The 25,707-nt window shown below is 71.6% G+C and carries 22 protein-coding genes; 16 read left to right on the top strand and 6 right to left on the bottom strand.

Translation table 11 applies throughout. The features are described 5' to 3' along the window. Positions 1-163: 163 nt before the first annotated feature. The 3 genes from surE to HGN31_RS05345 all read left to right on the top strand — a co-directional run bounded on the left by surE (position 164) and on the right by HGN31_RS05345 (position 3,149). The gene (gene surE / locus HGN31_RS05355; RefSeq protein ID WP_168782561.1) at positions 164-958 is read left to right on the top strand and encodes a 5'/3'-nucleotidase SurE; all 795 of its coding nucleotides are present in this window, start codon (positions 164-166) and stop codon (positions 956-958) included. Between the two features lie 136 nt (positions 959-1,094). Beyond that, positions 1,095-1,712, top strand: a complete 618-nt coding sequence (locus tag HGN31_RS05350; protein ID WP_036703190.1) for a protein-L-isoaspartate(D-aspartate) O-methyltransferase — start codon at positions 1,095-1,097, stop codon at positions 1,710-1,712. Positions 1,713-2,258: 546 nt separating this feature from the next. Beyond that, a complete protein-coding gene (locus HGN31_RS05345; RefSeq protein WP_244961142.1) occupies positions 2,259-3,149 on the top strand; it encodes a M23 family metallopeptidase in 891 nt (296 codons plus the stop codon). Positions 3,150-3,721: 572 nt separating this feature from the next. On the opposite strand, the gene HGN31_RS05340 is transcribed toward HGN31_RS05345, so the two are convergent. The 3 genes from HGN31_RS05340 to HGN31_RS05330 all read right to left on the bottom strand — a co-directional run bounded on the left by HGN31_RS05340 (position 3,722) and on the right by HGN31_RS05330 (position 7,752). Continuing rightward, a complete protein-coding gene (locus HGN31_RS05340) occupies positions 3,722-4,735 on the bottom strand; it encodes a hypothetical protein (protein WP_168782559.1) in 1,014 nt (337 codons plus the stop codon). A gap of 957 nt (positions 4,736-5,692) precedes the next feature. Further along, complete coding sequence (locus HGN31_RS05335) at positions 5,693-7,099, bottom strand: TolC family outer membrane protein (protein ID WP_168782558.1); 1,407 nt, start codon at positions 7,097-7,099, stop codon at positions 5,693-5,695. After that, positions 7,099-7,752 (bottom strand): protein-L-isoaspartate O-methyltransferase family protein, encoded by a 654-nt coding sequence (locus tag HGN31_RS05330; protein ID WP_168782557.1) that lies wholly within the window; start codon positions 7,750-7,752, stop codon positions 7,099-7,101. The genes HGN31_RS05335 and HGN31_RS05330 overlap by 1 nt, the downstream gene beginning before the upstream one ends. A gap of 242 nt (positions 7,753-7,994) precedes the next feature. On the opposite strand from HGN31_RS05330, the gene mog reads away from it, so the two are divergent. Further along, positions 7,995-8,537, top strand: a complete 543-nt coding sequence (gene mog / locus HGN31_RS05325; RefSeq protein ID WP_036703172.1) for a molybdopterin adenylyltransferase — start codon at positions 7,995-7,997, stop codon at positions 8,535-8,537. A 295-nt stretch (positions 8,538-8,832) separates the two neighbouring features. Then, positions 8,833-9,798, top strand: coding sequence for a TAXI family TRAP transporter solute-binding subunit (locus HGN31_RS05320; RefSeq protein ID WP_168782556.1), 966 nt, complete (start codon positions 8,833-8,835; stop codon positions 9,796-9,798). Here the strand turns inward: HGN31_RS05320 and rsmD are convergent. Then, the gene (gene rsmD / locus HGN31_RS05315; protein ID WP_036735679.1) at positions 9,771-10,346 is read right to left on the bottom strand and encodes a 16S rRNA (guanine(966)-N(2))-methyltransferase RsmD; all 576 of its coding nucleotides are present in this window, start codon (positions 10,344-10,346) and stop codon (positions 9,771-9,773) included. The genes HGN31_RS05320 and rsmD overlap by 28 nt on opposite strands. A 107-nt stretch (positions 10,347-10,453) precedes the next feature. On the opposite strand from rsmD, the gene rfbC reads away from it, so the two are divergent. From rfbC to rfbA, 5 genes are read left to right on the top strand one after another with little or no spacing between them, the layout of a single operon-like run. Next, positions 10,454-11,050, top strand: coding sequence for a dTDP-4-dehydrorhamnose 3,5-epimerase (gene rfbC, locus HGN31_RS05310; RefSeq protein ID WP_168782555.1), 597 nt, complete (start codon positions 10,454-10,456; stop codon positions 11,048-11,050). Further along, complete coding sequence (rfbB, locus tag HGN31_RS05305; RefSeq protein WP_168782554.1) at positions 11,047-12,090, top strand: dTDP-glucose 4,6-dehydratase; 1,044 nt, start codon at positions 11,047-11,049, stop codon at positions 12,088-12,090. Before rfbC ends, rfbB begins: the two co-directional genes overlap by 4 nt. After that, entirely contained in the window at positions 12,090-13,052 is a 963-nt protein-coding gene (locus HGN31_RS05300) for a hypothetical protein (RefSeq protein ID WP_168782553.1), read from the top strand. Before rfbB ends, HGN31_RS05300 begins: the two co-directional genes overlap by 1 nt. After that, positions 13,049-13,900 carry a dTDP-4-dehydrorhamnose reductase gene (rfbD, locus tag HGN31_RS05295; protein ID WP_168782552.1) on the top strand — a complete coding sequence of 284 codons (852 nt, stop codon included), beginning with the start codon at positions 13,049-13,051 and terminating at the stop codon, positions 13,898-13,900. Before HGN31_RS05300 ends, rfbD begins: the two co-directional genes overlap by 4 nt. Then, positions 13,897-14,778, top strand: coding sequence for a glucose-1-phosphate thymidylyltransferase RfbA (gene rfbA, locus HGN31_RS05290; protein ID WP_168782551.1), 882 nt, complete (start codon positions 13,897-13,899; stop codon positions 14,776-14,778). Before rfbD ends, rfbA begins: the two co-directional genes overlap by 4 nt. 130 nt (positions 14,779-14,908) lie before the next feature. Here the strand turns inward: rfbA and HGN31_RS05285 are convergent, their stop codons facing one another. Beyond that, the gene (locus HGN31_RS05285; protein ID WP_036703183.1) at positions 14,909-15,625 is read right to left on the bottom strand and encodes a response regulator; all 717 of its coding nucleotides are present in this window, start codon (positions 15,623-15,625) and stop codon (positions 14,909-14,911) included. After that, positions 15,622-16,173, bottom strand: coding sequence for a MarR family winged helix-turn-helix transcriptional regulator (locus tag HGN31_RS05280; RefSeq protein ID WP_052513243.1), 552 nt, complete (start codon positions 16,171-16,173; stop codon positions 15,622-15,624). Before HGN31_RS05280 ends, HGN31_RS05285 begins: the two co-directional genes overlap by 4 nt. A 254-nt stretch (positions 16,174-16,427) precedes the next feature. Between HGN31_RS05280 and HGN31_RS05275 the strand changes: the two genes are divergently transcribed. The 6 genes from HGN31_RS05275 (at position 16,428) to HGN31_RS05250 (ending at position 25,502) form a co-directional block, all read left to right on the top strand. Then, on the top strand, positions 16,428-17,300 hold the full coding sequence (locus tag HGN31_RS05275; RefSeq protein ID WP_036712442.1) for a branched-chain amino acid aminotransferase: 873 nt from the start codon (positions 16,428-16,430) through the stop codon (positions 17,298-17,300). A gap of 148 nt (positions 17,301-17,448) precedes the next feature. Continuing rightward, positions 17,449-18,591, top strand: coding sequence for a GNAT family N-acetyltransferase (locus HGN31_RS05270; RefSeq protein WP_036712440.1), 1,143 nt, complete (start codon positions 17,449-17,451; stop codon positions 18,589-18,591). Positions 18,592-18,729: 138 nt separating this feature from the next. Beyond that, on the top strand, positions 18,730-21,831 hold the full coding sequence (locus HGN31_RS16650; RefSeq protein WP_280529902.1) for a calcium-binding protein: 3,102 nt from the start codon (positions 18,730-18,732) through the stop codon (positions 21,829-21,831). Positions 21,832-21,924: 93 nt separating this feature from the next. Beyond that, positions 21,925-22,824: an acetylglutamate kinase gene (argB, locus tag HGN31_RS05260; RefSeq protein WP_036711816.1), complete on the top strand. Its 900-nt coding sequence runs from the start codon at positions 21,925-21,927 to the stop codon at positions 22,822-22,824. Positions 22,825-22,911: 87 nt separating this feature from the next. After that, positions 22,912-23,430 carry a SixA phosphatase family protein gene (locus HGN31_RS05255; protein ID WP_036711806.1) on the top strand — a complete coding sequence of 173 codons (519 nt, stop codon included), beginning with the start codon at positions 22,912-22,914 and terminating at the stop codon, positions 23,428-23,430. A 1,415-nt stretch (positions 23,431-24,845) separates the two neighbouring features. Then, on the top strand, positions 24,846-25,502 hold the full coding sequence (locus HGN31_RS05250) for a L,D-transpeptidase (RefSeq protein WP_168782550.1): 657 nt from the start codon (positions 24,846-24,848) through the stop codon (positions 25,500-25,502). Positions 25,503-25,707: the final 205 nt, after the last annotated feature.

Here is a 25,707-nt window from a genome sequence, read left to right as displayed (position 1 = left end):
GCTTTTCCCCATCCTGACGCCGGGCGCGCACAGGGTCAAACCCCGAATGGGGCGTGTGGGCCGCGTGACGCGGCGCACGTGGCCCGGTTGCTTGCGCCAGACCGCGCCGGGGCGCTAAGCAAGTGACGGAACCGGGGGCAGGTCGCCTTTCGGCGGGGCTGTCATGCGCATACTCATCACCAACGACGACGGGATCAACGCGCCGGGGCTCGAGGCGCTGGCCGACATCGCCGCCGAGATTGCCGGCCCCGACGGCGAGGTCTGGACCGTCGCCCCGGCCTTCGAGCAGTCCGGCGTGGGGCACTGCATCAGCTACGCCCACCCGACGCTGATCGCCGAACTCGCGCCGCGCCGCTGGGCGGCCGAGGGCAGCCCGGCCGACTGCGTGCTGGCCGGCGTCGGCGACATCATGGCCGCGGCGCCGCCCGACCTGATCCTCTCGGGCGTCAACCGCGGCAACAACGCGGGCGAGAACGTGATGTACTCCGGCACCGTCGGTGGCGCGATGGAGGGGGCGTTGCAGGGCATCCGCTCGATCGCGCTGTCGCAGTACCTGGGCCCGGCGACCGCGCGGCTTGCGGACCCGTTCGAGAGCGCCCGGGTCCACGGCCCGGGGGTGATCCGCACCCTGCTCGAGCGTGCCGACTGGGGCGAGGGCGAGGATTTCCCGCTCTTCTACAACGTCAACTTCCCCCCCGTCAGCGCCGCCGAGACCCGCGCCCCGCGGGCCACGACGCAGGGACGCCGGCAGGGGGTGCGCTTTGCGGTCAAACCGCAAGTGGCGCCGAACGGGCGGCGATTCCTCTGGGTCACGGGCGGCGGGCAGGACGCCCCCGCCGGTGCGGGCAGCGACGTCGAGGCGCTGCTCGGCGGGCATGTCGCGGTGACGGCGATGCGGCCCGACCTGACCTGCGCCGCCGCCACCGCGCGGCTCGGCGCGCTCTGGGACGGGGCCTGAGGCGATGGCGCCGCGCCCCGGCCCGGGCAACGGTTTCGACGGCTCGGGCGAAGGGCCCGAGGATGACATCGGCCACGGCCAGGATGCGCCCGGGGCGTTCGGGCTGGACGCCGACGCGGACGCCGCCGAGCGGCAGATGCGCTTCGTCTTCCAGCTCCGCTCGCGCGGGGTGACCGACCCCCGCGTACTGGCTGCGATGGAGCGGATCGACCGCGGCGCCTTCGTCCGCGGCCATTTCGAGGACCGCGCCTACGAGGACACGCCCCTGCCCATCGCCTGCGGCCAGACCATCAGCCAGCCCACGGTCGTCGGGCTAATGACCCAGGCGCTGAACCCGGGACCGCGCGACACGGTGCTCGAGGTCGGGACCGGCTCGGGCTACCAGGCGGCGGTGCTGTCGGTGCTGTGCCGGCGGGTGCTGACCGTCGACCGCCACCGCCGGCTGGTGGTCGAGGCCGAGGCGCTGTTCCGCAGCCTCGGGCTGACCAACATCACCGCCCGGGTGGCGGACGGCTCGTTCGGGCTGCCCGAGCAGGCGCCGTTTGATCGCATCATGGTGACTGCTGCGGCCGAGGACCCGCCGGGGCCGCTGTTGTCGCAGCTCAAGGTCGGCGGTATCATGGTGGTGCCGGTCGGGCAGTCGGACGCGGTCCAGACCCTCATCCGCGTGACGCGGACCGAGACGGGCTTCGCCTATGACGAGATGCGGCAGGTGCGGTTCGTGCCGCTGGTCGAGGGGTTGGGACAGACATGACCCCCGCGAAACGAGGTTGGTGAGGGCAGGCAGATGGTCAGCACGAAAATGCCGCAGCCGCGTCCGGCGGCGCGCGCCGATGTGACGGCTCTGGACGAGGGCCGGGGCGGAGTGGGCCTTGGTGCGGGGCGGGTTGGGTCAGGCGGTGAGGCGGGGGTGGCGCTCGGTGTGGTGCCTGTCGCTTCGGCTCTGGCGGCTCCTGTGGCTCTGGCGGTTTCGACGGCTCGAACCACTTCCGCGCCCGCAGATGACGACGGCCGTCGGCTGATGCCGCTCCCCCATCTTGCTCCGCATCACTCTGACGAAATTCCAGTGCTCCCGAGCGCGGTTGCTGGCATGGCAGGCGATGTAATCACTCCTCAGTCCCCGGCCGCTCAGTCCCCTGAGCCCTCTTCCAGCCGCCCGCTCCCCGGCGCCCGGCGCGGTCTCGCGCTAGCGGCGGTTCTGACGCTGGCGGCCTGTGCCCAGCCCGGCGCCCAGCCGGGGGCTCAGCCCGGCGCCGTGGGCGCGGGTCCGGCGAGTTCCGCTGCCGTGCCCGGCGTCGCCATGCCGCAGGTCGCCGTTCCGCGCGTGCAGATGCCGACGCTGCGCTGGCCCTTCGGCGGTGCCGCCGGCGCCGCGCCCGGCGCCGCCCCCGCTGCAGCCGGCACCCCGCAGGTCCGCGATCCGTTCGCCGGTCAGGGCGTGGCGCAGCCGGGTGTCCCCCCGGCCGCGGGAACCCGCGCGACGGCCGCGGCGGCCAAGCCCGCGGCAAGCGCCCCGGCCGCCACCGCGCCTGCGCGCACCCACACCGTCGTCGCGGGAGAGACCGGCTGGTCGGTGGCGCGCAAGTACGGCATCTCGATCCAGGACCTCGCCCGCGCCAACAACCTGCCCGAGACGATGTCGATCCGCGTCGGCCAGCGCCTCGCCATCCCCGCCGGCGGCACCACGGTCGCCGCCGCCGACGCGACGGCGCCGGGCGTCGGCTCGCCCACCCCGCTGCCGCCCTCGGCCGCCAAGCCCCTCCCGGCCGAGCGCACCCAGCCGGCGAGCACGCCCGCGCCGCGCGGCGATGCCCCCGACCTCGGCAAGACCCGCACCGGCGCCTCGGGCAGCGGCAAGTTCGCCATGCCGGTCAACGGGTCGATCGTGCGGGCCTACAAGAAGGGCAGCAACGAGGGCATCGACATCTCGGCCCCCGCCGGCACGCCGGTCAAGGCGGCGGGCGGCGGAACGGTCGCCGCGATCACCCGGGACACCGATGGAGTCCCCATCGTCGTGGTGCGCCACGACGACGGGCTGATGACGGTCTACGCCGGGCTCGACAAGCTGTCGGTGGCCAAGGGCGACCCCGTCAAGCGCGGCCAGTCGATGGGCACCGCCCGGAGCAGCGGCGTGGTCCACTTCGAGGTCCGCAAGGGCTTCGACAGCGTGGACCCCGAGGGGTATCTGTAGGCAGTAGGCTGTAGGCTGTAGCTGGCTCTTGGCTGGCTGTCTGCACCTGGTTCTGGGCTCCCGCCACCCCGACGGGGCACATGGTGCTCACTCGGCGCTCAACACCTCCTCGGCACTCGCAGTCCTGCTCCGCGCTCGTCATCCCCTCCGAGCTGGTCGCGCCGCTCGGCGCAGACCGGCAGGCCGAGGGGCGCCTTCGCGGTGTTCAGACGCAAAGTTCTGCGCGGCGTCGAGCCGCACTCCGTCTGACACTCAGGCAAAAGCCCCAAGCAGCATGGTACCCCCGCCGACGTACTGCGGGGGCCAAGGACCCGCGCGTCGCCGGGCAGTCCGCCAGTTGACGCACAGGCGAAACCCGAGGCAGTGCGCGAGCCCCGCCGGTTCTCTCAGGTCCGCGAGGCACGAAGCCTCATCGGGACCAGACACCGAACGCTAGCCAAAGGTTTCGCGTACCTGCCGATCGCTCAGCGCGCGTGCCTTTTGCCAGCCTCACGATTCGCGAGACACTTTCCGCCGCGCCGGGGTAGTGCCCGAGCGGCGTGCGGCATCAGCGTCGCCCCGACTGTGCCTTATCAGCGGAGGTCGCGGCCGAACGCCTCGGTCAGCGCCGCGGCGAGTTCTTCGCGGACTACGCGCCGCAGTTCGGTGTCGATCTGCTGGCCGATCTCGCCGCGCATTTCGTCGCGGATCGCCTCGCGCAGAAGCTGGCGGAGGGGGCGGGCATCCATGAAGGGCTCCGGTTGGGCAGGGTTGGTCTGGTCTGTGGTCTGCTGCTCCGGCGTCACGGGCGACGCTAGAGTTGTTTGTGGCGCGCCGAGTCGATCCGGCACGGCCAGGGGGGAGGTGCTTGTGGAGGTGAGCGTGCCGCTCGTCGAAGACATTCGCGCGAAGAGAGGCGTCGCCGGTGCCGAGGGGCTATCGGGGTGCGGCTGAGTGGTTGCCAGAGGCTCAGCGGCAGGGGGGAGCGCTGTGGTACAGTCGCCCGGCGGCTGTTCCCTCGGCCAAGCATCGGCAGGTTGCAGCGCGGACAAAGGCTGGACGTCGGCCGGCTCCGCATTGTGGTTGGTGCCCTGCGCAGCGGCCGGAGGCTCGACGACCGTCAGCATCGGTGAAAGACGGGGACGGTCCGCGCCGGACGTCATCGGCTCGGGGTCGGCAAAGGGGGACTGCGGACCGCGCTCGCCGGTGCCCGGCCGGGCGAAGGCAGGGGGGATCAGGGCGTCGGGGCCGAGACGGAAGGGGCTTTGGATGCCTTGCGCCGTCTCCGGCGAGGCCAGGCCCAAGGCGCTGCCGAGGGGCGAGAGCGTCGCGCCGGGTGGCGGGGCTTCGGTGTGTCGTTGGCTGGCTCCGTCGGAGTCTCGCGCCGCTGCCAAGGGCAGATGCGGGAATCCCGGAGCAGCCGACGCGTCGGCGCGGCGGGCGGTTGCTGCCAGCCGGGCCGTCTCGGCCATGCGGGCGGCGGCGGCCTCGACCGCCTCGGCGAGGGAGGTGGTGAGCGCCGCGGTGCGGGCCGGCGAGAGAGGTGGGGCGCTGGTCCGACTGGCCGGGCCCATGGCATCCGCGTCGACCGCGGCCGAGGCGGCCAACACGGGCGAGGTCGCCGTTGGCGAAGTGAAAACGGGCGATGCGGTCTGGGTTGGTGCGACTTGGGGCAAGGGAGCGTCGTGCAGTGGTGCAACGCGCGGTGCCGTGCTGTGCAGGCGTCCGCCGCTCCATAGATCGACGGGCGATGCGGCAACACACGACGACGTACCGAAGGGTGATGCCGCCCCGGGGAAGGGCGCGATAGGGGGTGCGGCGGCGGGCGAAGCTGCGACGGGCGGTGCGGTGTCAGGCGAGGCTGCGTCTGGCCGTGCTTTACCGGGCGGTGCGAGATGAGACGCAGACGGCGGAGCGGGAAGAGAAGCGGCCGCGAAAGGCGATGCGGAGAAGGGGGGCTCGGCCACGGCAGTTACCGGGGGGGAAGATGCTCCGTCGGGTGTCGCGGCGTCGCGGGATTGCGCCAAGGGTGAAGCTCCGAGCGGCGATGCTCGGTCGGTCATAGCGCTGGCTGGTGCAGCCGCTGGGGGCGATGCACCGATGGGCAATGCCGACGCAGGCGCGGGCGAAGCTCGGAAGGGCGTGGTCGAGGGCACCGCGGGCGATGCTCCAGCAGGCGCGGCCTCTGAGGACGATTGTGATCCTCGCGAAGCCGCCGGCTGAGCCGACTCAACAACGGGCGAAGCACCAAAGGACGAGCCAGCGACAACCGATGCACCCGGGTTCGAGGCAGTCTCCACCTCAGCCGGCGCCGCACCCGGCCCCCGCGCAAAGGACTCCGCTCCATCCCCTGCCGGAGGCGCCGCGCCCACGGACCCCTCGCCCCGTCCCGCCGGCTCGAGCCGCAGCGGCGGCTCGCTGCCCGCAGCCCGCCCGGCGGGGGCGGCGTCCTGGGCGATCAGGCGACGGATCGAGGCGAGCACGTCTCCGATGTCCTCACCCCGCCGGCTGCGCGGGCGGTCCAGCCGCAGCGGGTCGGTCATCGCCCGCCGCCTTGGGAGAGGTCAGTTCCGCGGCTTGCCGGGATCGCGGCCGATGGCGCGCAGCACCCGGTCGAGATTCTCGCCCTGGGTGCTGGTATAGGGCGCCTCGCGCACCGCGTTGTAATAGGCCGAAGGGTCATAGGTCGGGACTCCCAGCTTGAGGTCTTTCACCGTCAAGAGTCCCATAGCGGCCAAAAGTTGATAATGTGCTAACTGGAGATTGGCTTCCGCCGTGATCTTGTTCGCCCGCGCCTCGAGCAGGTTCTGCTCGGCGTCGAGCACGTCGAGCGTGGTGCGCGCACCCAGCGTCGCCTCCTCCCGCACGCCGTCATAGGCCTGCTGGGCGGCCGAGATCTGCTGGTCGATGGCGCCGATCTGCGCGCGGGCCACGTCGATGCTGGCCCAAGCCTTGCCCACCGCCTCGGCGACCTGCCGCGAGGCGTTGAGCAGCGCCGAGCGCGCCGCGTCGCGCTGGGCCATCTGCTTGCGGTGCGCGGCCGGCAGGCGGCCGCCCGAGTAGATCGTCTGCTTGGCCTCGATGCTGCCAGACAGCGTCGTGGTCGTCTCGGGGTCGCCGAGGCCGAAGATCGTCTGCTGCGGCCGCCGCGTGGTGCCGAGGCCCAGCGACCCCGTCACCTCGGGGCGGCGCTCGGCGGCGGCGGCGGCGACGCCCAGCTCGGTCGCGGCCACGGCGCGTTGCGCCTGGCGGATCGCGGGGTGGCTCTTGACCGCCGTGGCGCGGGCCGACTCGAGCGACTTCGGCCGCTTGGGCAGCGGCGGCGGAGCGTCGAGCTTGCCGGGCTTGCGGCCGACCGCGGCCGTATAGGCCTCGCGCGCGACGGCGAGCTGCCCCTCGGCCGCGGCGAGCGAGGCGCGGGTGGCGGCCAGCTGCGCGTCGGCCAGCGCCACGTCGGTGGTGGTGATCTCGCCCACGTCGAAGCGGTCCTGCGCCGCCTGCCGTTCACGGCCCAGCAGCTCGACCGAGTTGCGGTTCAGCGCCACCTGCTGCTCGGCCGAGCGGACCTCGAGGAACGCCTGCACGGCGCTCAGCAGCACGTCCTGCTCGACCGCGATCAGCGATTCGCGGGTCGAAAGCACCTGCTCCTTGGCGATGTCGATGGCGAGCTGGTTGCGGCCCCAGTCATAGAGCGTCATCTGCCCGACCAGCTGGACGGTGTCCGAGACGATCTCGACCCCGTCCGAGCGGGTGAAATTGTGGCTCGCCACCCACTGAACCACCGGGCGCAGCGCGGCGGTGGCGCTGGCCACATCCTCGTCGGCGGCGCGCAGCAGGGCGCGGTTCTGGTCCAGAAGCGACGAGTGGCGATAGGCCGCCACCATGCTGTCGGCGAGCGATTCCGCCCAGGCCGGCACCCCGCCGAGCGCCGTCCCCAGGGCGAGGACCGCGGCGAGGGTGCGGCGGCGCATCACAGGACGAACCCCGGGCGCCGGGCAAAGCCGGGGAGGAGCGGGGCGGCGGCGTTGAAGGCCATGCGCCAGTCGATCCGCCCGTCGAGCTTGCGGCCGAGCCGCACGACGCCAAGCGCGCCTTCGAGGAACAGCGCGACGATGCGCCCGCCCTCGGCGAGCTGGTCGGCGATGGCCTCGGGCAGTTCCTCGATGCCGCCGCCGACGAGAATCGCGTCATAGGGGCCCTGCGCGGCGGCGCCCTCGGTCAGCCGGGCCTGCACCACGGCGACGTTGTCGGCGCGGGCGGTGGCGAGACGCTCGGTCGCGGCGGCGGCCATGTCGGGCAGTTCCTCGACCGCGACCACCGCCTGCGCCATCCGGCCCAGCACGGCGGCCGCGTAGCCGTAGCCGCAGCCGAGGTCGAGCACGAGCTCGGTCGGCTGCACGTCGAGCGTGTCGATCATTTTGGCCAGCGTCCGCGGTTCGAGCAGGACCCGTCCGTGGCCGAGGTCCACGTTGTCGCCGACATAGGCCACGTCGCGGCGCGAGTCGGGCACGAAATCCTCACGCGGGATGTCGAGCATGGCGGCGATCACGGGGTATTTGGTGACATCGTTGGGGCGGACCTGGGTGTCCACCATCATCATGCGGCGCTGTTGGAAATCGGTCATCGCGGGCCATCCGGCTGTCGTGTCGGCTCGTCTTGCCACGATTGGCGGCGCGGGGCAACGGCGGGCAGGCGCGGGGGCTGCGTGACCGCACGGCGCGGTTTGCGGGCGACGGGATCGGTGCGGCAGCGCGTCCGGTTCCCTTCGCGGACGCGAGCGGGCAGGATGGCGCCCGGCGCGGCCTGCTTGCGCCGCCGTCCGCATTTCCCCGGCGCCCCTGCCGCCCCCTACCCGCGAGGCCCCGAATGACCCAGCGCCAGACCGCCCGCATCGCCATCGTCACCGTCTCGGACCGCGCCAGCCGCGGGGAATACGAGGACAAGGGCGGCCCCGCTGCCGAGGCGTGGCTGCGCGAGGTGGTGACCTCGCCGGTCGAGATCGCCCGCCACATCGTTCCCGACGGTCGCGAGGGCGTCGCCGCGACCCTGCGGCGGCTGGCCGACGGCGAGGGCGCCGACCTCATCCTCATCACCGGCGGCACCGGCCCTGCGCCGCGCGACGAGACGCCGGAGGCGCTCGCCGACGTGATCGAGAAGGAACTCGAGGGCTTCGGCGAGGCGATGCGGCGCGCCTCGCTCGACGAGGGGGTGCCGACGGCGATCCTGTCGCGGCAGTCGGCGGGCATCCGCGACGCCTGCCTGATGATCACCATCCCCGGCAAGCCGGCCGCCATCGCCACCTGCCTCGACGCGGTGTTCGCGGCGGTGCCCTATTGCCTCGACCTGATCGGCGCGGCGCGGATCGAGACGGACCCGGCGCGGATCGTGGCCTTTCGGCCGAAGGGGTGAAGGCGGGTCGGGGGCTCTGCCCCCGCGCCCGTTCCGGGCGCCCCCCCGGGATATTTGGGTCCAGCCCGAGGGGGTGGGGGCGTGCCCTGCGAGGGGTGGTGTGGCGGTTGCGTCGGTGGCCGCACAGGGCCCTTTGCCCCGGTGTCATGGCCCAGCCCTAGGCGTCCCGTGGCTCGGCCGAGCGGGGCGGGGGCGGGGGCCGCGGTGCAACCCGGCGGCGGGCGGGGTGTTGGGGGCCCGCACGGGGGGAGCCCCGACACCCAAAAACATCAGGGATTTCAGGGGAGGAGCCCTCATGACCACATTCACACGCCGCGATCTGGGCCGGGTCGCGCTCGGGGCGGGGGCGCTGGCGGCGCTGCCACGCGCGGGTCACGCCCGGACCTTCATCAACATCCTGACCGGCGGCACCTCGGGGGTCTATTACCCGCTCGGCGTGGCGCTGTCGCAGATCTACGGCGCCGGCATCGAGGGGGCGCAGACGCAGGTGCAGGCGACCAAGGCCTCGGTCGAGAACTGCGTTCTGCTGGACCGCCGGCGGGGCGAGCTGGCCTTCATCCTCGGCGACTCGCTCATGCACGCGGCCGAGGGCAACGCCGAGGCGGGGTTTCCGAAGACGCTGACCTCGCTCAGGGTGCTGGCCGCGATCTATCCCAACTACGCCCATCTGGTGGTGCGGCAGGATTCCGGCATCCGCACCTTCGCGGACGTGCGCGGGCACTCGCTGTCGGTAAGCGCGCCGGCGTCGGGGGCGGAACTCAGCAGCCGGCTGATGTTCGATGCCGCCGGGATGAGCTACAAGGACCTGAGCAAGGTGGAGTACCTGCCCTATTCGGACTCGGCCGAGCTGATCAAGAACCGCCAGCTCGACGGCACGCTGCAGTCGGCGGGGCTGGGGTCGGGGTTCATCCGCGACCTTGCCGCCTCGATCCCGATTACCATCGCCGAGGTGCCCGCTGCGGTCGCCGAGAAGATGGGCAAGCCGTTCCAGTCCGCCGTGATCCCCGCCGGCACCTATGAGGGGCAGGACGCCGACGTGATGACGGTGCTGACGCCGAACTACCTCGTCACCCACGACGAGGTGCCGGACGAGCTGGCCTATCAGATGGCGAAGCTGATGTACGCCAATCTCGACGCGCTCAAGGCGGCGCATTCGGCGGCCAACGACATCGACCCGATGAAGGCCGCGCAGAACCTGCCGGTGCCGCTGCACCCCGGCGCCGCGCGGTATTATCAGGAGGCCGGCGTCCCCATCGAGTGAACGAGGAGCGTCACCAGCGTCGCCCCGTAGCGGCGCTGGTCGATCTGGGCGAGGCCCGGCGGGGGCAGAGGGGGCGCCTCCTCCTCCCACACCACGAGCGCCCCGGGGGCGAGCCAGCCGCCGGCCAGCGCCGAGGCGAGCGCCGCCTCGCCCCGCCGCTGCCCGTAGGGCGGGTCGAGGAACACCACGTCATAGCCCGGCCCGCGGTTCGGCCCGAGGTTCGTCGCATCGCGACGCCAGATGTCGGTCACGCCCATCGCCCGGGCCTTCTCGACATTGGCACGCAAGAGCGCCCGCGCCGCGGCGCCGTCATCGACGAACGCCACCCGCGCCGCGCCGCGGCTGAGCGCCTCGAGCCCGAGCGCGCCGGTGCCGGCGAAGAGGTCGAGCACCCGCGCGCCCTCGAGCGTGACGCCGTGGCTGTTCTCGATGAGGTTGAACATCGCCTCGCGCACCCGGTCGGTCGTCGGGCGCAGATGCGCCACCGGGTCGCCGTCGCCGACCTCGGCCAGTTTCAGCCCCCGCAGCCTGCCGCCGACGATCCGCATGAAGAGCCCCCGTTTACGTTGCGGCCCCCAGGGGCCGCGCGTCGGCTCGGCTTCACTTCTGGCGCGGGAAATGGCAAGGGAGCGCGACCCAACGACGAGGCCCGCCGATGCTGATCGAACCCACCGCGCTTCCCGGCGTGCTGATCCTCACCCCGCCGCGGTTCGGCGACCACCGGGGGTTCTTCTCGGAAAGCTGGAACCGCCGGACGCTGGTCGAGGCGGGGCTGGAGCTGCCCGAGTTCGTGCAGGACAACCATTCGTTGTCGGCCAAGGCAGGCACGCTCAGGGGGCTGCACTACCAGGCGCCGCCGCACGCGCAGGGCAAGCTGGTGCGCTGCGGGCGCGGGCGGCTTTACGACGTGGCGGTGGATGCGCGGCGCGGCAGCCCGCATTACGGCCAGTGGGTCGGCGTCGAACTCAGCGCCGAGAACGGCCGCCAGCTGTGGGTGCCGGCGGGCTTCCTGCACGGCTTCGTCACCCGCGAGGACATGACCGAAGTCGTCTACAAATGCACCGACCACTACGACCGCGCCGCGGACGGCGGGGTGCGCTGGGACAGCGTGGGCGTGGACTGGGGAACGGACGCGCCGGTGCTGTCCGAGAAGGACACTACCGCCCCCGCCTTCGCCGACTGGGATTCGCCCTTCGACCTTTCCGACTTCCCCGCGCCCGTCTGGGCCGGGAACGCGGAGGTCCGGGCATGAAGATCCTCGTCACCGGCGGCGCCGGGTTCATCGGCTCGGCCGTCGTGCGTCAGGCGGTGGCGGCGGGGCACGGCGTCGTCAACCTCGACGCGCTGACCTATGCCGCGAACCTCGAGAACGTGGCCAGCGTCGCGGAGAGCCCGCTCTACGCCTTCGAGCACGCCGACATCCGCGACCGCGCGGCGCTCGACCGGGTGTTTGCCACCCACCGCCCGGACGCGGTGATGCATCTCGCGGCCGAAAGCCACGTGGACCGCTCGATCGACGGGCCGGGGGCCTTCATCGAGACGAACGTCACCGGCACCTACAACCTGCTCGAGGCGGCGCGGGCCTACTGGACCGCCGCCGGGCGGCCCGAGGGGTTCCGCTTCCATCATATCTCGACCGACGAGGTGTTCGGCTCGCTGCCCGACGACGCCTCGGTCAAGTTCACCGAAGAGACGCCCTACGACCCGCGCTCGCCCTATTCGGCCAGCAAGGCGGCATCGGACCATCTGGTGCGCGCGTGGCACGAAACCTACGGCCTGCCGGTGGTGCTGACCAACTGCTCGAACAACTACGGGCCCTATCACTTTCCCGAGAAGCTGGTGCCGGTGGTGATCCTGCGGGCGCTCGCCGGGCAGCCGATCCCGGTCTACGGCGACGGCGGCAACGTCCGCGACTGGCTGTATGTCGAGGATCACGCCGACGCGCTGCTGACCTGCCTCATGCGGGGCGAGGTCGGGCGCAGCTACAACATCGGCGGCGAGAACGAGGCGAAGAACATCGAGCTCGTGCGGACCATCTGCGGCCACCTGGACACCATGCGGCCGCAAGGCGCGCCGCACGACCGGCTGATCACCTTCGTCGCCGACCGCCCCGGCCATGACCGCCGCTATGCCATCGACCCGACCCGCATCCGCACCGAGCTGGGCTGGCGCCCCTCGGTCACGGTCGAGGAGGGGCTGCGCCGCACCGTCGCCTGGTATCTCGAGAACGAGGCGTGGTGGCGGCCGCTGCTGGCGCGCGAAGGGGTGGGCGCGCGGCTGGGGACCGGCTGATGGTCGGGCCGCGGTCCCTGTTCCGGCACGTCGGGCTGCCCAAATGCGGCTCGTCGGCGGTGCAGGACTGGGCCGGGACGAACCGGGCGCTGCTGGCCCGGCAGGGCCTCGACTGGCCTGAGCCCGAAGCGACGGACCACATGGCCGCTCGCCACCAGTGGCTGGTCAACGCGCTGCGCTTCGGCCCCGACGCGCGGCTGGAGCAGGCGCTGGCGGCGGCCTCGGGCGACGTGCTGATCTCGGCCGAGGGGCTGAGCCGGCATCTCGACGATTTCGACCCCGCCCATCTCGAGTGGTTCCGCGCGGTGACCGCGGGCTGGGACGTGCGGCTGATCCTGATGACGCGGGCACCCGGCGACTGGGTGCGCGCGATGTGGAAGGACTTCATGCTGAACCCCGCGGCCAACGCCGACGAATACGGGCTTGCCGTGGGGCTGGCCGATTTCGCGGCGCTGCCGCGGGTGCGGCGGCTCGGCGACGTGCGCCGGCTGGGCCGCGACCTCGGCGCGGCCTACGGCGCCCGCGACCTGACCGAGATCGACGCGGACGGCGACTGGCTGCCGGCGCTGGGCCGGCTCTTGGACATCGACCTGACCGGCGCCAGCGCGCCGCCGCGCCGGCACGAATCGGTGTCGGACGCGGTGGTGCCGGTGATCCGGGCGATCAACGCGCTGGCCGACGCGCCGGACGGCAGCGATGCGGCGCTGTCGGGCCCGCTGCTCGCGCTGCTCCAACAGGCGCTCGACAGCCGCAACGACAGCCTGCGCGCGCTCGAGGCGGCACACGGGCCGGGGCTCGCCGCGCAGGCAGAGGCCCTGTCCGCCGCGGTCGCCCGCCTGCCGGCGCTGGCCGAGGCGCAGGGCGGCGATCCGGCGTCCGCGCTGGTGATCGAGACGATGGCCGCGCGACTCGACGCGCTGGGCGGTGCGGGACCGGACGAACGCAAAGGGGATGCGGCATGAGCGGGTTACTGATCTTCGGCCGGACCGGGCAGGTGGCGCGGGAGCTCGCGCGGCTGGCGCCCGAGGCGCAGTTCGCCGGGCGCGACGAGGCCGACCTGACCCGCCCCGACGACTGTGCCGCGCTGATCCGCGCGCGCACGCCCGCGGCCGTCATCAACGCCGCCGCCTATACCGCCGTGGACCGCGCGGAATCCGAGCCCGACCTCGCCCGGCTCATCAACCGCGACGCGCCCGAGGCGATGGCGGTCGCCTGCGCCGGGCTCGGCATCCCGTTCGTCCATGTCTCGACCGACTACGTGTTCGACGGCAGCGGCGACGCGCCCCGGCGCGAGGGCGACCCGGCCGGGCCGATCGGCGTCTACGGCACCACCAAGCTCGAGGGTGAGCGCGCCATCGCCGCCTCCGGCGGCCAGTGGGCGGTGCTCAGGACGAGCTGGGTGTTCTCGGCCCATGGCACGAACTTCGTCAAGACGATGCGCCGCCTCGGGGCCGAGCGCGACCGGCTGACCATCGTCGCCGACCAGATCGGCGGCCCCACCCCCGCCGCCGACATCGCCGCCGCGCTGCTGTCGATGGCGCGGCAGATGCAGGCCGACCCCTCGAAGGGCGGGATCTACCACTTCGCCGGCGCCCCGGACGTGAGCTGGGCCGACTTCGCGCGCGAGATCTTCGCCCGCTCGGGCCTGTCGCCCGCGGTCGAGGACATCCCGACCTCGGCCTATCCCACCCCGGCGCGCCGGCCGCTCAACTCGCGGCTCGACTGCACCGCCATCACCCGCGACTTCGGCATCGCGCGCCCGGACTGGCGCACGGGCCTTGCCGCCGTCATCACGGAGCTTGACGCATGACCACCCCCCGCCAGCAGCGCAAGGGCATCATCCTCGCCGGAGGGTCCGGGACGCGGCTCTACCCGATCACGATGGGCGTCTCGAAGCAGCTGCTGCCGGTCTATGACAAGCCGATGATCTACTACCCGATCTCGGTGCTGATGCTGACCGGCATCCGCGAGATCGCCATCATCACCACCCCCGACGACCAAGCGCAGTTCCAGCGCCTTCTGGGGGACGGCAGCCAGTGGGGGGTGCGCTTCACCTGGATCGTGCAGCCCTCGCCGGACGGGCTGGCGCAGGCCTATATCCTCGCCGAAGAGTTCCTGGCTGGCGCCCCCTCGGCGATGGTGCTGGGCGACAACATCTTTTTTGGCCACGGGCTGACCGAGCTGCTCAGGACCGCCGACGCGCGCGAGGAGGCGACGGTCTTCGGCTACCACGTCGCCGACCCCGAGCGCTACGGTGTGGTCGCCTTTGACGCCGCAGGGCGGGCCCGCGAGATCATCGAGAAGCCCGCCGTGCCGCCCTCGAACTACGCGGTGACGGGGCTCTATTTCCTCGACGCCGACGCCCCCCGCCGGGCCCGCGCGGTGGCCCCCTCGGACCGCGGCGAGCTTGAGATCACCACGCTGCTCGAGACCTACCTGCACGAGGGGCGGCTCAACGTCGAGCGCATGGGGCGCGGTTATGCGTGGCTCGACACCGGGACGCACGGCAGCCTGCTGGACGCCGGGAACTTCGTCCGCACGCTCGAGAAGCGGCAGGGGATGCAGTCGGGCAGCCCCGACGAGATCGCCTATGACTGCGGCTGGATCGACGCCGAGGCGCTGACGGCGCGCGCCAAGCTCTTCGGGAAGAACGATTACGGGCGGTATCTGCGCGGTCTGCTGGACTGAGTCGCCGCACCCCGGGGGCCAGCCCCGGCCCTCGCCCGGGGGCTCGGGCGTTCGGAGGGCACACGGTCCACTGGACCGTGTGCTGGTCCGCCTCACCCCCGGGATATTCGGGTCCAGCCCGAGGGGGCCCTCAGTCCGGCACCAGCATGTACCCCGCGCCCCGCACGGTCTGCAGGTAGCGCGGCTCGCGCGGGTCGGGCTCGAGCTTGCGGCGCAGCCGGGTGATCTGCACGTCGATGGCGCGTTCCGAGTTCTCGCCGCCCTCGTCGGGGTCGCGGCCCAGCACCTCGATCAGCGTCGGGCGGTCCACCGGCTCGCCGGGGCTCTCGGCCAGGCGGCGCATCAGCGTCTGCTCGCTGCCGGTCAGGCGGACGGGGCTCTCGCCCTGCCAGAGCTCGCCCTTGCCGGCGTCGTAGCGCAGCGGGCCGAGGGTCAGGTACTTCGGCCCGCTCGCCGCCGCCGCGGGCACCCGGCGGAGGATCGCGGCGATCCTGAGCAGCAGCTCGCGCGGCTCGAAGGGCTTGGCGAGGTAGTCGTCGGCCCCCGATTCGAGCCCGCGGATGCGGTCGTCGGTCTCGCCCCGCGCGGTCAGCAGCAGCACCGGGGTCTGGCTCTTCCGCCGCAGGTCGCGGGTCAGCGTCAGCCCGTCTTCCCCCGGCATCATCACGTCGAGCACGATGAGGTCGAAGTCGAGCCCCGCGAGCAGCCGCCGCGCCTGGGCGGCATCCCGCGCGGTGGTGACGAAATAGCCGCTGCGGACGAGGAATCGGCGCAGCAGGCTGCGGATCCGCTCATCATCGTCCACGATCAGCAGATGGGCGTCGGGGGCGGGCTCGGGTCGGGTCATCCGCGCGGCCCCGCGCCGACCTCGCCGGGGGCGGGCGGGGCGTCGCGCAGCGCCTGGAACTGGGCTCGCGTCTCGCCGTCCATCATCGCCTCGAGCACCTGCCGGAAGCCGGTCACCGCCTGCGGCCCGGCGGCGCGATAGGCGGCGCGCATCCGCGCCCGCTGGCTCTCCGACAGCCGCCGCTCCAGCGCCGCGCCCTTGTCGGTGAGGGTGAGCTGCCGCTCGCGCCGGTCGCGGCGACCGATGCGGCTGTCGACCAGCCCGTCCTCGATCAGCGCCCTGAGCACGCGGTTGAGCGACTGCTTGGTGACGCCCAGCACCTCGAGCAGCGCGGTCACGGTCAGCCCCGAGTCGCGGTGGATGAAATAGAGCGCCCGGTGATGGGCGCGGCCATAGCCGATCTCGGCGAGGATCAGGTCGGGGTCCGAGGTGAAGGCGCGATAGGCGAAATACATCGCCTCCATCCCGCGCCGGATCTGCTCGTCGGTGAGCGACAGCAGGGTTTCGGCGCCCGCCGGCACGCCCGGTGCCCCGAGCCCCGCGCCCAGCCCGCTTGCCGCCGCCTGCGCCACGCCGGCGCCGGTCGCGCGGGGATCGCGCCGCGCCTCGCGTTGCGCGTCGCGCGCGCCCGTCTTCAGTCCCGCGTTCTGCATCGTTGCCTCACAGTCATGGCGGCCATGATAGGACAGCGTTGTTGACTTTCCAAGAATCAATCTCTACCGCTGGCCGTGGCGCAATTTTCTGCCACCGAAAGGGGGCAGGCGCGACACAATCTGAAAATGACCTGAGGTCGGGGGCTGACATGGCAGCGAGTTACGAGGATCGCGACGGCAAGATCTGGATGGACGGAGAGCTGGTGGACTGGCGCGATGCGCGCGTCCACATTCTCACCCATGCCCTCCACTATGCCAGCGCCGTATTCGAGGGCGAGCGCTGCTACGACGGCAAGATCTTCAAGTCGCGCGAGCACGCCGAGCGGCTGCTCAAGTCCGGCGAGCTGATCGACATGGAGATCCCGTGGACCGCCGACCAGATCGTCGCGGCCAAGGAGGAGGTGCTCAAGGCCAATGGCTTCACCAACGCCTATGTCCGCGCCATCGCCTTCCGCGGCGCCGGCCCCGACATGGGGGTCGCGGCCAGCCACAACCCGGTGCGGCTGGCGATCTGCACGTGGGAGTGGGGCAGCTACTACGGCGACGCGAAGTGGCAGGGCGCCAAGCTCGACATCTCGAAGTGGAAGCGGCCGAGCCCCGAGACGATCCCGGCGGCGGCGAAGGCGGCGGGGCTCTACATGATCTGCACCATGTCCAAGCACGCGGCCGAGAAGAAGGGCTGCTCGGACGCGCTGTTCATGGACTATCGCGGCTACGTGGCCGAGGCGACCGGCGCTAACGTGTTCTTCGTGAAGGACGGCGAGATTCACACCCCGCTCGCCGATGCGTTCCTGAACGGCATCACCCGGCAGACCATCATCCAGATGTGCAAGGACCAGGGCATGGTCGTGCACGAGCGCCACATCCTGCCCGAGGAGGTCTCGGACTTCCAGGAATGCTTCCTGACCGGCTCGGCCGCCGAGGTGACCCCGGTGGCCCAGATCGGCGACGACTGGCACTTCCAGGTCGGCGCCACGACGCGCAAGATCGCCGAGGACTACGAGGCCTTGGTCCGGGCCTGAACCAGGCTGAGGCGGGGCGCGCACACAAGGGCGCGCCCCGTCCCGCGCAAACGCCCGGCTCACCTCGGGCTGGACCCAAGTATCCCTGGGTCCGGGGCAGCGCCCCGGCCGGCGTTGACGTCGGCCCAACGCCACCTATCTTCCCGGCATGGCTGATCTGAGAGTGTCCGTCCTGGCCGCGATCGCGGAAATCGAAGCGACCGCCTGGGACGGCTGCGGCGCGGCAGCGGGGCTGCGCGGCGATCCCTTCACCACCCACCGCTTCCTCGCCGCGCTCGAGGCGTCGGGCTCGGTCGGGCGGGGGCCGGGGTGGCAGCCCGCCCATCTGGTCGCGCGTGAGAGGGCCGCGGTCGTCGGCGTCGCGCCGCTCTATCTCAAGACCCACAGCCAGGGCGAATACATCTTCGACCATCACTGGGCCGATGCGTGGCAGCGCGCCGGCGGGCGCTATTATCCCAAGCTGCAGTCCGCCGTGCCCTTCACCCCCGCGACCGGCCCCCGGCTGATCGCCGACAGCCCCGCGGTGCAGGCCGCGCTGCTGGCGGCGATGGCCGAGGTGGCGGGCCAGGCCGGGTTTTCGTCGGCCCATGTCACCTTCTGCACCGAGGCCGAGCGGCGGCTCGGCGAGGCGCAGGGCTGGCTCGGCCGCACCACGACGCAGTACCACTGGCAGAACGACGGCTACGCCGATTACGAGGACTTCCTCTCCCGCCTGTCGAGCCGCAAGCGCAAGGCGCTGCGGAAAGAGCGCGCCCGCGCCAACGAGTTCGGCGGCCGGATCCGGGCGCTGCGCGGCGACGAGATCGCGCCGCGGCACTGGGACGCGATGTGGGCCTTTTACCAGGACACCGGCGGGCGGAAATGGGGGCGGCCCTATCTGACCCGCGCCTTCTTCGAGGCGCTGCACGAGACGATGCGCGACGACTGCCTGCTGGTCATTGCTGAGCGTGACGGAAGGCCCGTGGCCGGGGCGCTGAACCTGATCGGCGCCGATACGCTCTACGGCCGCTACTGGGGCTGCATCGAGGACCACCCCTTCCTGCATTTCGAGCTCTGCTACCACCGCGCCATCGACTGGGCGATCGCCCACGGGCTCGCCCGCGTCGAGGCCGGGGCGCAGGGCGAACACAAGCTGGCGCGCGGCTATCTGCCCGCCGCGACCCACTCGATCCACTGGATCGCCGACCCGGGGTTCCGCGCCGCGCTCGCCGCCCATCTCGAGGACGAGGATGCCGCCGTCGGCGACGACATGGCCGAGACGGCGGCCTTCGGTCCCTACCGCCGCGGCTGAACCCGAAAAGGTTCCCGCGGCTGTAAGGGGCATTTGAGACAGTTGAACGGCGCGTCAACGGCGAATCTTACCCCAAATTAACCCCTCGCCCGGCAGGATCGTCCACGGGGAAGAAGGTGGACGACATGGATCGGGGACATGACGGGGTTTCGCCACATCGCAACGACCATGCAGGGGCAGGTCCGTAATCTCACGGATCTGACCCTCGGCAAGGTGGGCGACCGGCTGGTGCTGGTCGGGGCGACCCATGCGGGGGGCGGCGGGTCGATCTATGCCGTGACCGGGGCCGACACCGCACCGCAACTGGCCGAGAGCTACGCCTATGCCCGCAGCCTGCGCCACATGGCCGAGCCGCAGGCGCTGCTGATCGACCGGCCGAACGGGGGAACGGCGCTGCTGACCGCGGGGATCTCGGGCGGGGTGCGGGACGTGCGCTGGCTCGACCCCGACCTCGGCCGGGGGGCGGGGGACCGGGGCCTCTCCGGGGCGGGGCTGCCGTCGAGCCTGCTGGACGCAGGCAGCTTCACCACGGCCTCGGGGCGGTCGCTGCTCTGGACCACGCGCGACAACTCGGGCGAGCTGTCGATCTGGCACCAGCGCGCGGACGGCGGGCTGAGCCTGATGGCGCGCGATGCCTGGCCGGGGCGGATGCCGCCGGGCGGGCAGATCGACAGCGTGCTGACCCTGCGGCTGGGCGGGGTGGACATGATCGTGCAGGCCTCGACGCTGGGCAACTACATCGGCGCCCATGTCGTCACCCCGGACGGACGGATGGGCAGCGGCCAGTTCGTCAGCAGCAGCCGCGGCACCGGTTTCAACGGCCCGCGCGACCTCGCCGCGGTCGAGGTCGAGGGCAAGCACTACCTCATCGTCAGCTCGGCCGGATCGTCGTCCCTGACCACCGTGCGGATCGTCGCGGGCGGCGGGCTGGTGCCGGTCGATCACGTCATCGACGAGCGCACGACGCGCTTCCAGTCCGCCACGGTGATGGAGGCGGTGCAGATCGACGGCCGCGCCTTCGTCGTGGTGGGCGGCGCGGACGACGGGCTGAGCCTCTTCACCGTGACCCCGGACGGGCGGCTCGTCCATCTCGACACCATCGCCGACGCGGACGGCATGAGCCTCGCCAATGTCTCGGCGCTGGCGACCCGGGTGATCGACGGGCGCATCGTGGTCTTTGCCGCCTCGGCCACCGAGGACGGGATCAGCCAGTTCGTGATCGACCCCGGCCGGATCGGCCAGACCCGCCACGTCGATCAGGGCCGCCACGTCGGCACCGACGGCAACGACCTGATCCAGGGCGGGCTGAACACGACGCGGATCTCGGGCGGGGACGGCGACGACATCCTGATCTGCGGCTCGCGCGCCATCGACCTGTATGGCGGGGCGGGGGCCGACGTATTCATGCCCCTGCGGGTCCGAGGCCAGGTGGCGATCCGTGACTTCGAGGCGGGGGTGGACCGGCTCGACTTTTCGATGATGGGGATGATCCGCTCGATCTGGCAGGTCAAGATGACCGCCCAGAGCTGGGGCATCCGCATCAAGTGCGGCGAGACGACGGTCAACGTCTACAGCCACAACGGCAAGCCGCTGTCGGCGTCGTGGTTCGACAATGCCATGTTCCCCGTCGCGCATTACCAGCCGCCGGACGTGCGCTCGACGGTGACCGGCACCGGCCGCGCGGACCTGCTGCGAGCCACCGAGGGCGGCTCGACCGTCTACGGCTTCACCGGCAACGACACGATCCTCGGCAGCCGGCTCGAGGATTTCATCGTCGGCGGCGCCGGCCACGACCGCATCAGCGCGGATGATGGCGAAGACACGATCTGGTCGGGCGGGGGCAACGATTTCATCCGCGCCGGAGGGATGAACGACATCGTGCTGGCCGGGGACGACCATGACGTGATCCTGGGCGACGGCGGCGACGATCGCCTCGCCGGGCAGAACGGCAACGACATCCTGTATGGCGGGGCGGGCGCCGACCGCCTGAACGGCGGGTCCGGCGACGATTTCCTGGCCGGCGAGGACGGCGACGACCGGCTGTTCGGCCTGTCCGGCAATGACCGGCTGGTGGGCGGGGCGGGCAACGACCTGCTGCTCGACGCCGACGGCGACAACGTGTTCCGCGACATCGCGGGCAACAACATGATGTTCGCCGGCGCCGGGCGCGACCGGATGTTCGCGGGCTCGGGCAACGACACCATCCGCTCGGGCGCGGGCAACGACTTCGTCGCGGGCGGCGGCGGCAACGACAACATCGTCACGGCGGCCGGCAACGACCTCGTGCTGGGCGAGGACGGCGACGACCTGATCCTCGGGGTCGGCGGGTCGGACTGGCTGCACGGCGGGGCGGGCAACGACACGATCTTCGGCGGGGCCGACGACGACCGCATGGCCGGCGCCACCGGCAACGACATGCTGCTGGGCGAATCGGGCAACGACGTGCTGCTGGGCGGCGAGGGGGCCGACACGCTGCGCGGGCAGGGCGGCAACGACACGATCTTTGCCGGGGACGGCGACGACCGCCTGATCGGCGGCATGGGCGAGGATCTGCTGGCCGGCGACACCGGCAACGACCGGGTGCTGGGCGACGGCGGGCGTGACCGGCTGATCGGCGGGGCCGGGCACGACACGCTCGACGGCGGCTGGGACGACGACGAGATGTGGGGGAACGGCGGCAGCGACCTGCTGATCGGCGGCGGCGGCAACGACCGGCTGCGCGGCGGGATGGACAGCGATTCCCTCGACGGCGGCGAGGGGGACGACACGCTGAACGGGCAGGCCGGCGACGACGCGCTGGACGGCGGCGCGGACGCGGACGTGCTGCTGGGCGACTGGGGCAACGACACGCTGGCCGGCGGCGACGGCGCCGACCGGCTGTCGGGGGGCGGGGGCGATGACGTGCTGGACGGCGGGGCGGGGGCCGACTGGCTCGTCGGCGATCCCGGGGCCGACATCTTCGTCTTCTCGGCGCTCGACGATCCGGCCGGCGGGCAGGACACCATCGCCGATTTCGTGAGGGGAGAGGACCGCATCGACCTCTCGGCGCTCGGCGCGGAGATCGAGGGCGGGCTGTGGCTCGGCGGGCGGTCCTTCACCGGCCACGCGGGCGAGGTGATCCTGGTCGCCTATTCCGACGGGGTCCGCATCGCGCTGGATGCCGACGGCGACCGCGTGACCGACCTCTCCATCCGGGTCGAGCGGCTGACGGCGCTCGGCCGCGACGATTTCCTGCTCTGAGCGCGCCGGTCCCGCCGGACTGGACCTCGGGCCGCGCTTTGCCTAGCTTCGCGCCACGCCCCTGAGGACAGCCACCGGATGAGACAGCAGAACATGGACCGCGATTTCGTCAGCACCGCCCGCACGCTCGCCGAAGCGCTGCCCTACATGCAGCGCTACGCCGGCGCGGTGGTGGTGGTGAAGTTCGGCGGCAACGCGATGGGCGACGACGCGGCGATGGCCGAGTTCGCGCGCGACATCGTGCTGATGAAGCAGGTCGGCATCCACCCGGTCGTGGTTCACGGCGGCGGGCCGATGATCAACGAGCTGCTCGACCGGCTGGGGATCGAAAGCCGCTTCGTCCGCGGCAAGCGTGTCACCACGCAAGAGGCCGTGCAGGTGGTCGAGATGGTCCTCTCGGGCCTCGTGAACAAGCGCATCGTCCAGGCGATCAACGACGCCGGCGGTCGCGCCATCGGCATCTCGGGCAAGGACGACGACCTGATGGTGTGCGAGGCCGACGACCCCGAGCTGGGCTTCGTCGGGCGCCCGATCGAGATGAACGTCCAGATCATCCGCGACCTCTATGGCGCAGGCCTGATCCCGGTCATCGCCCCGGTCGCCACAGGCATGGCCGACAACGAGACCTTCAACGTCAATGGCGACACCGCCGCGGGGGCGATCGCCGGCGCGCTCAAGGCCGACCGGCTGCTGCTCTTGACCGACGTGGCGGGGGTCAAGGACGGCTCGGGCCAGGTGCTGACCCAGATCCACCCCGACCAGGTGCGCGCGATGATCGCCGACGGCACCATCGCCGGGGGGATGATCCCCAAGACCGAGACCGCGCTCAAGGCGCTGGACGAGGGGGTGCGGGCGGTGGTGATCCTCGACGGGCGGGTGCCGCACGCGACCATGCTCGAGCTCTTCACCGAGCAGGGGGCGGGCAGCCTGATGCGGTCGACCGAGCCGCGGGTGAAGCCGCACGGGCTCAGGCAGGGCGGCAGCGGGCTTTAGCCGTCGTGAAAATCTAGCCGCCGTGGTGGCTTGCGGGCCGGCATTGCGGGTGGCAGTCTGACCCGGCACCCGCGGGAAAGGACCGAGATGACACCGCCCGGACATTGCCGCCTGATCCTGACCCGCCACGCCAAGTCCGACTGGGACGACCCGAGCCTGCCGGATCAGGAGCGGCCCCTGAACGCCCGCGGCCGCCGCTCGGCCCGGGCGCTCGGCGACTGGCTCGCCAGCCGCGGCTATGACCCCGAGGAGGTGCTCTGCTCGCCCGCCCGCCGCACCTGCGAGACGTGGGAGTGCGTGTCAGGCGCGGTGTTCGAGACCCGCCCGCCGGTCCGGCTCGAGCCCGCGCTCTACCACGCCGCGCCCGAGGTGATGCTGAAGGTGCTGCGCACGGCGACGGCACCGACGGTGATGATGATCGGCCACAACCCCGGCATCGCCGCCTTTGCGGCGCAGCTTCCGGCCCGCCCCCCGCTCTCGCCCGAGTTCCGCCGCTATCCCACGGCGGCGACGCTGGTGGTGGATTTCCAGACCGACGACTGGTCGAAGCTGCGCCCCGGCGACGGCAGCGTGCTGGACTTCGTGCGGCTCGACGGGCGGGAGTGAGGCGGCGGACCGGGGAGTGCGGTCAGCGTTGTGATCCACGATGATCCCCTGCGTTTCGTGCAGCGAGGTTGACAAGCTGGACCCGAAAGACGGTGTAGTCGCGCACGCGCCCTGACGTTCTGGGTGATGCGGGGCTACCTAATCGCAAAACGAGATCAGCATTGCCTGGCTGAACCGCGGCGAACGAGGATGTCCGGCTGCCGAGCGGCTCACCGGGATACCAACGCCAAGGCTTGCGCACCTCGGCGACTTCATCCCGACCCAAGCGCCGCTGACCAAGACGAGTAGTTTACCGAGCGCCAAGGGTGGTGACATTGGCCTTCTGCAGGCTGCGCACGAATGCTCCAAGCGCCTCCTCCATCTCTCCCGAGCGTCAAGCACGGCTTTGCTTGCCTCCAACGCAGAGGCACGATGGGCGGTACGCATGGCTCGCTTCGCGTTAAGTTTTTGCGGACGAGGCTGTGTGCCCACCCGGCGAGCTGTGCACCCTGCGCCGGGAGACTGAGTCCCGGTTCAATCTAACTGACCCGTCCATAGCTTCCCAAGCCGGCACGGCATTCCAAGGTGCCCCCTCTGCGGCAGGCAGAACTGTCTGAGCGGAGGGTCTTCCATCTTCGTGAGTTGCGGCTCGATGTGAACGCTTAAGCGTGATCGAATAGGTGTTTCGAATGCGCGAGGGTCGGGTCGTGATTGCTCTTAGAGGGATCGTGAATTGTACCACCGGGCGCCCCGCGCGCGTTGAGCGGCGTATCATGCATTCTTTGACTGGTTTGGCGGTGCGCGGTGCGGCGCACCACACAGGCTCGACGGGTGATTGGCTGCACGGCATCGGTCGAGGCGTGCCTCACGCCGTGGCCGAACTTTTTCGCCCCTTGGCCACGTGCGGCCTCCTGCGGGCGACTTTGGTGGTCCGAGCGAAGAAGTCCCGGGCAGGGGCCGAACGCACTTTGCCTCCAAGGAGAACGACCCGTGCTGTGCTTTCTTGCCGGAACAGCTGGCACCCTTAGCCAAGCCGGTGTGTGCTGTGGGGCAAGGCTGCCCGGCTAAACCGAGCCGCCGATGTCGGCTAGCATTTTGCGGATCAGCGTAAAGCGCTTCGCCTCAGGGCTAATCTCAGCCCCCGGTGATGCGGCGCCCGTCCTGAGCGGCGCCTGCACGGTTGACCATTTCGCCCGCCTCCACCGCGTCCCGCCCCCTCGCGGCCTCGTAGAAATTCCCGTCTCCGCACCTGAGTCCCAGCCACCCGCCATCACATCTCCCACCCGATTGTGGCGCCGCCGCCGCAGCGACGGCGGGGTCGTGCGGCGGTGACGGGGGTTTGAATTGAAATCGGCGGCGCTCCGCCTATCTGCTTGGCCTGAATCAAGCAGGTTGCCGACAAGAGCCTCGACGGCCCGGCAGGACAGGAGACGTACATGACCCGGATCGCCACGCCCGCCCTTCACCGGCGGCGGTTTCTCGCCAGTTCCGCCGCGCTCGGCGTCGCGAGCGTCGCCGGCGCCGCTGCCGCGCAGGCGATCGACCCCTACACCGGCCAGCCGCTGCAGGGCGCGCCCGCGGCGGGCGCAACCCCGGACGCCGGCGTGGTGCAGTTCGACACCCAGGACAACCGGCGCAACCAGTCGAGCTTCCGGATGCACGACTGGCAGCCGTTCTTCGACAACCTCACCAACGGCGCGATCCTCGTGGATTTCACCTCGCGCGCGCTCAGCTTCTGGTCGGAGGACCAGACCGTCTTCCGTCTTTACCCCACGTCGATCCCGGTCAGCGAGGATCTGACGCGCAAGGGGCGGACCGAGATCATCAAGAAGGTCGAGGGGCCGACCTGGTCGCCCACCCCCGAGATGAAGAAGCGCAACCCCGAGTGGCCGGACTTCGTGCCTGCCGGACCGGACAACCCGCTCGGCACCCACGCGCTGTGGCTGAGCTGGCAGTACTACCGCATCCACGGCACCCACGACACGCGCAAGATCGGGCGGAAGTCGTCGAACGGCTGCATCGGGCTTTACAACGAGCACATCAAGGAGCTGTACGGCCTGACCAAGATCGGCACGCAGGTGCTGGTGATCTGAGGACGGCGGCGGTCGCGCGGTCGGCTAGGTGGGCCGCTTGGTCAGCTCGCCGGCGCGGCGGCCAACGCCTGGATCGAATGTGGCAAGCGGCTGTTTGGTCCGCCGTCCGCCCCCGATCTTTCGGCGCGGTAGGGCAGTTCGAGGACGCCGCCAAGGAAGTGGCGCTCCTCAACCGGCCGCCCGCCGATTTGCCGCGCCAAGCGAG

Origin of the sequence: Paracoccus sanguinis, assembly GCF_012689545.1 — a bacterium.
GTDB classification, from domain to species: domain Bacteria; phylum Pseudomonadota; class Alphaproteobacteria; order Rhodobacterales; family Rhodobacteraceae; genus Paracoccus; species Paracoccus panacisoli.
This window is presented reverse-complemented; position numbering and strand designations above follow the sequence as displayed.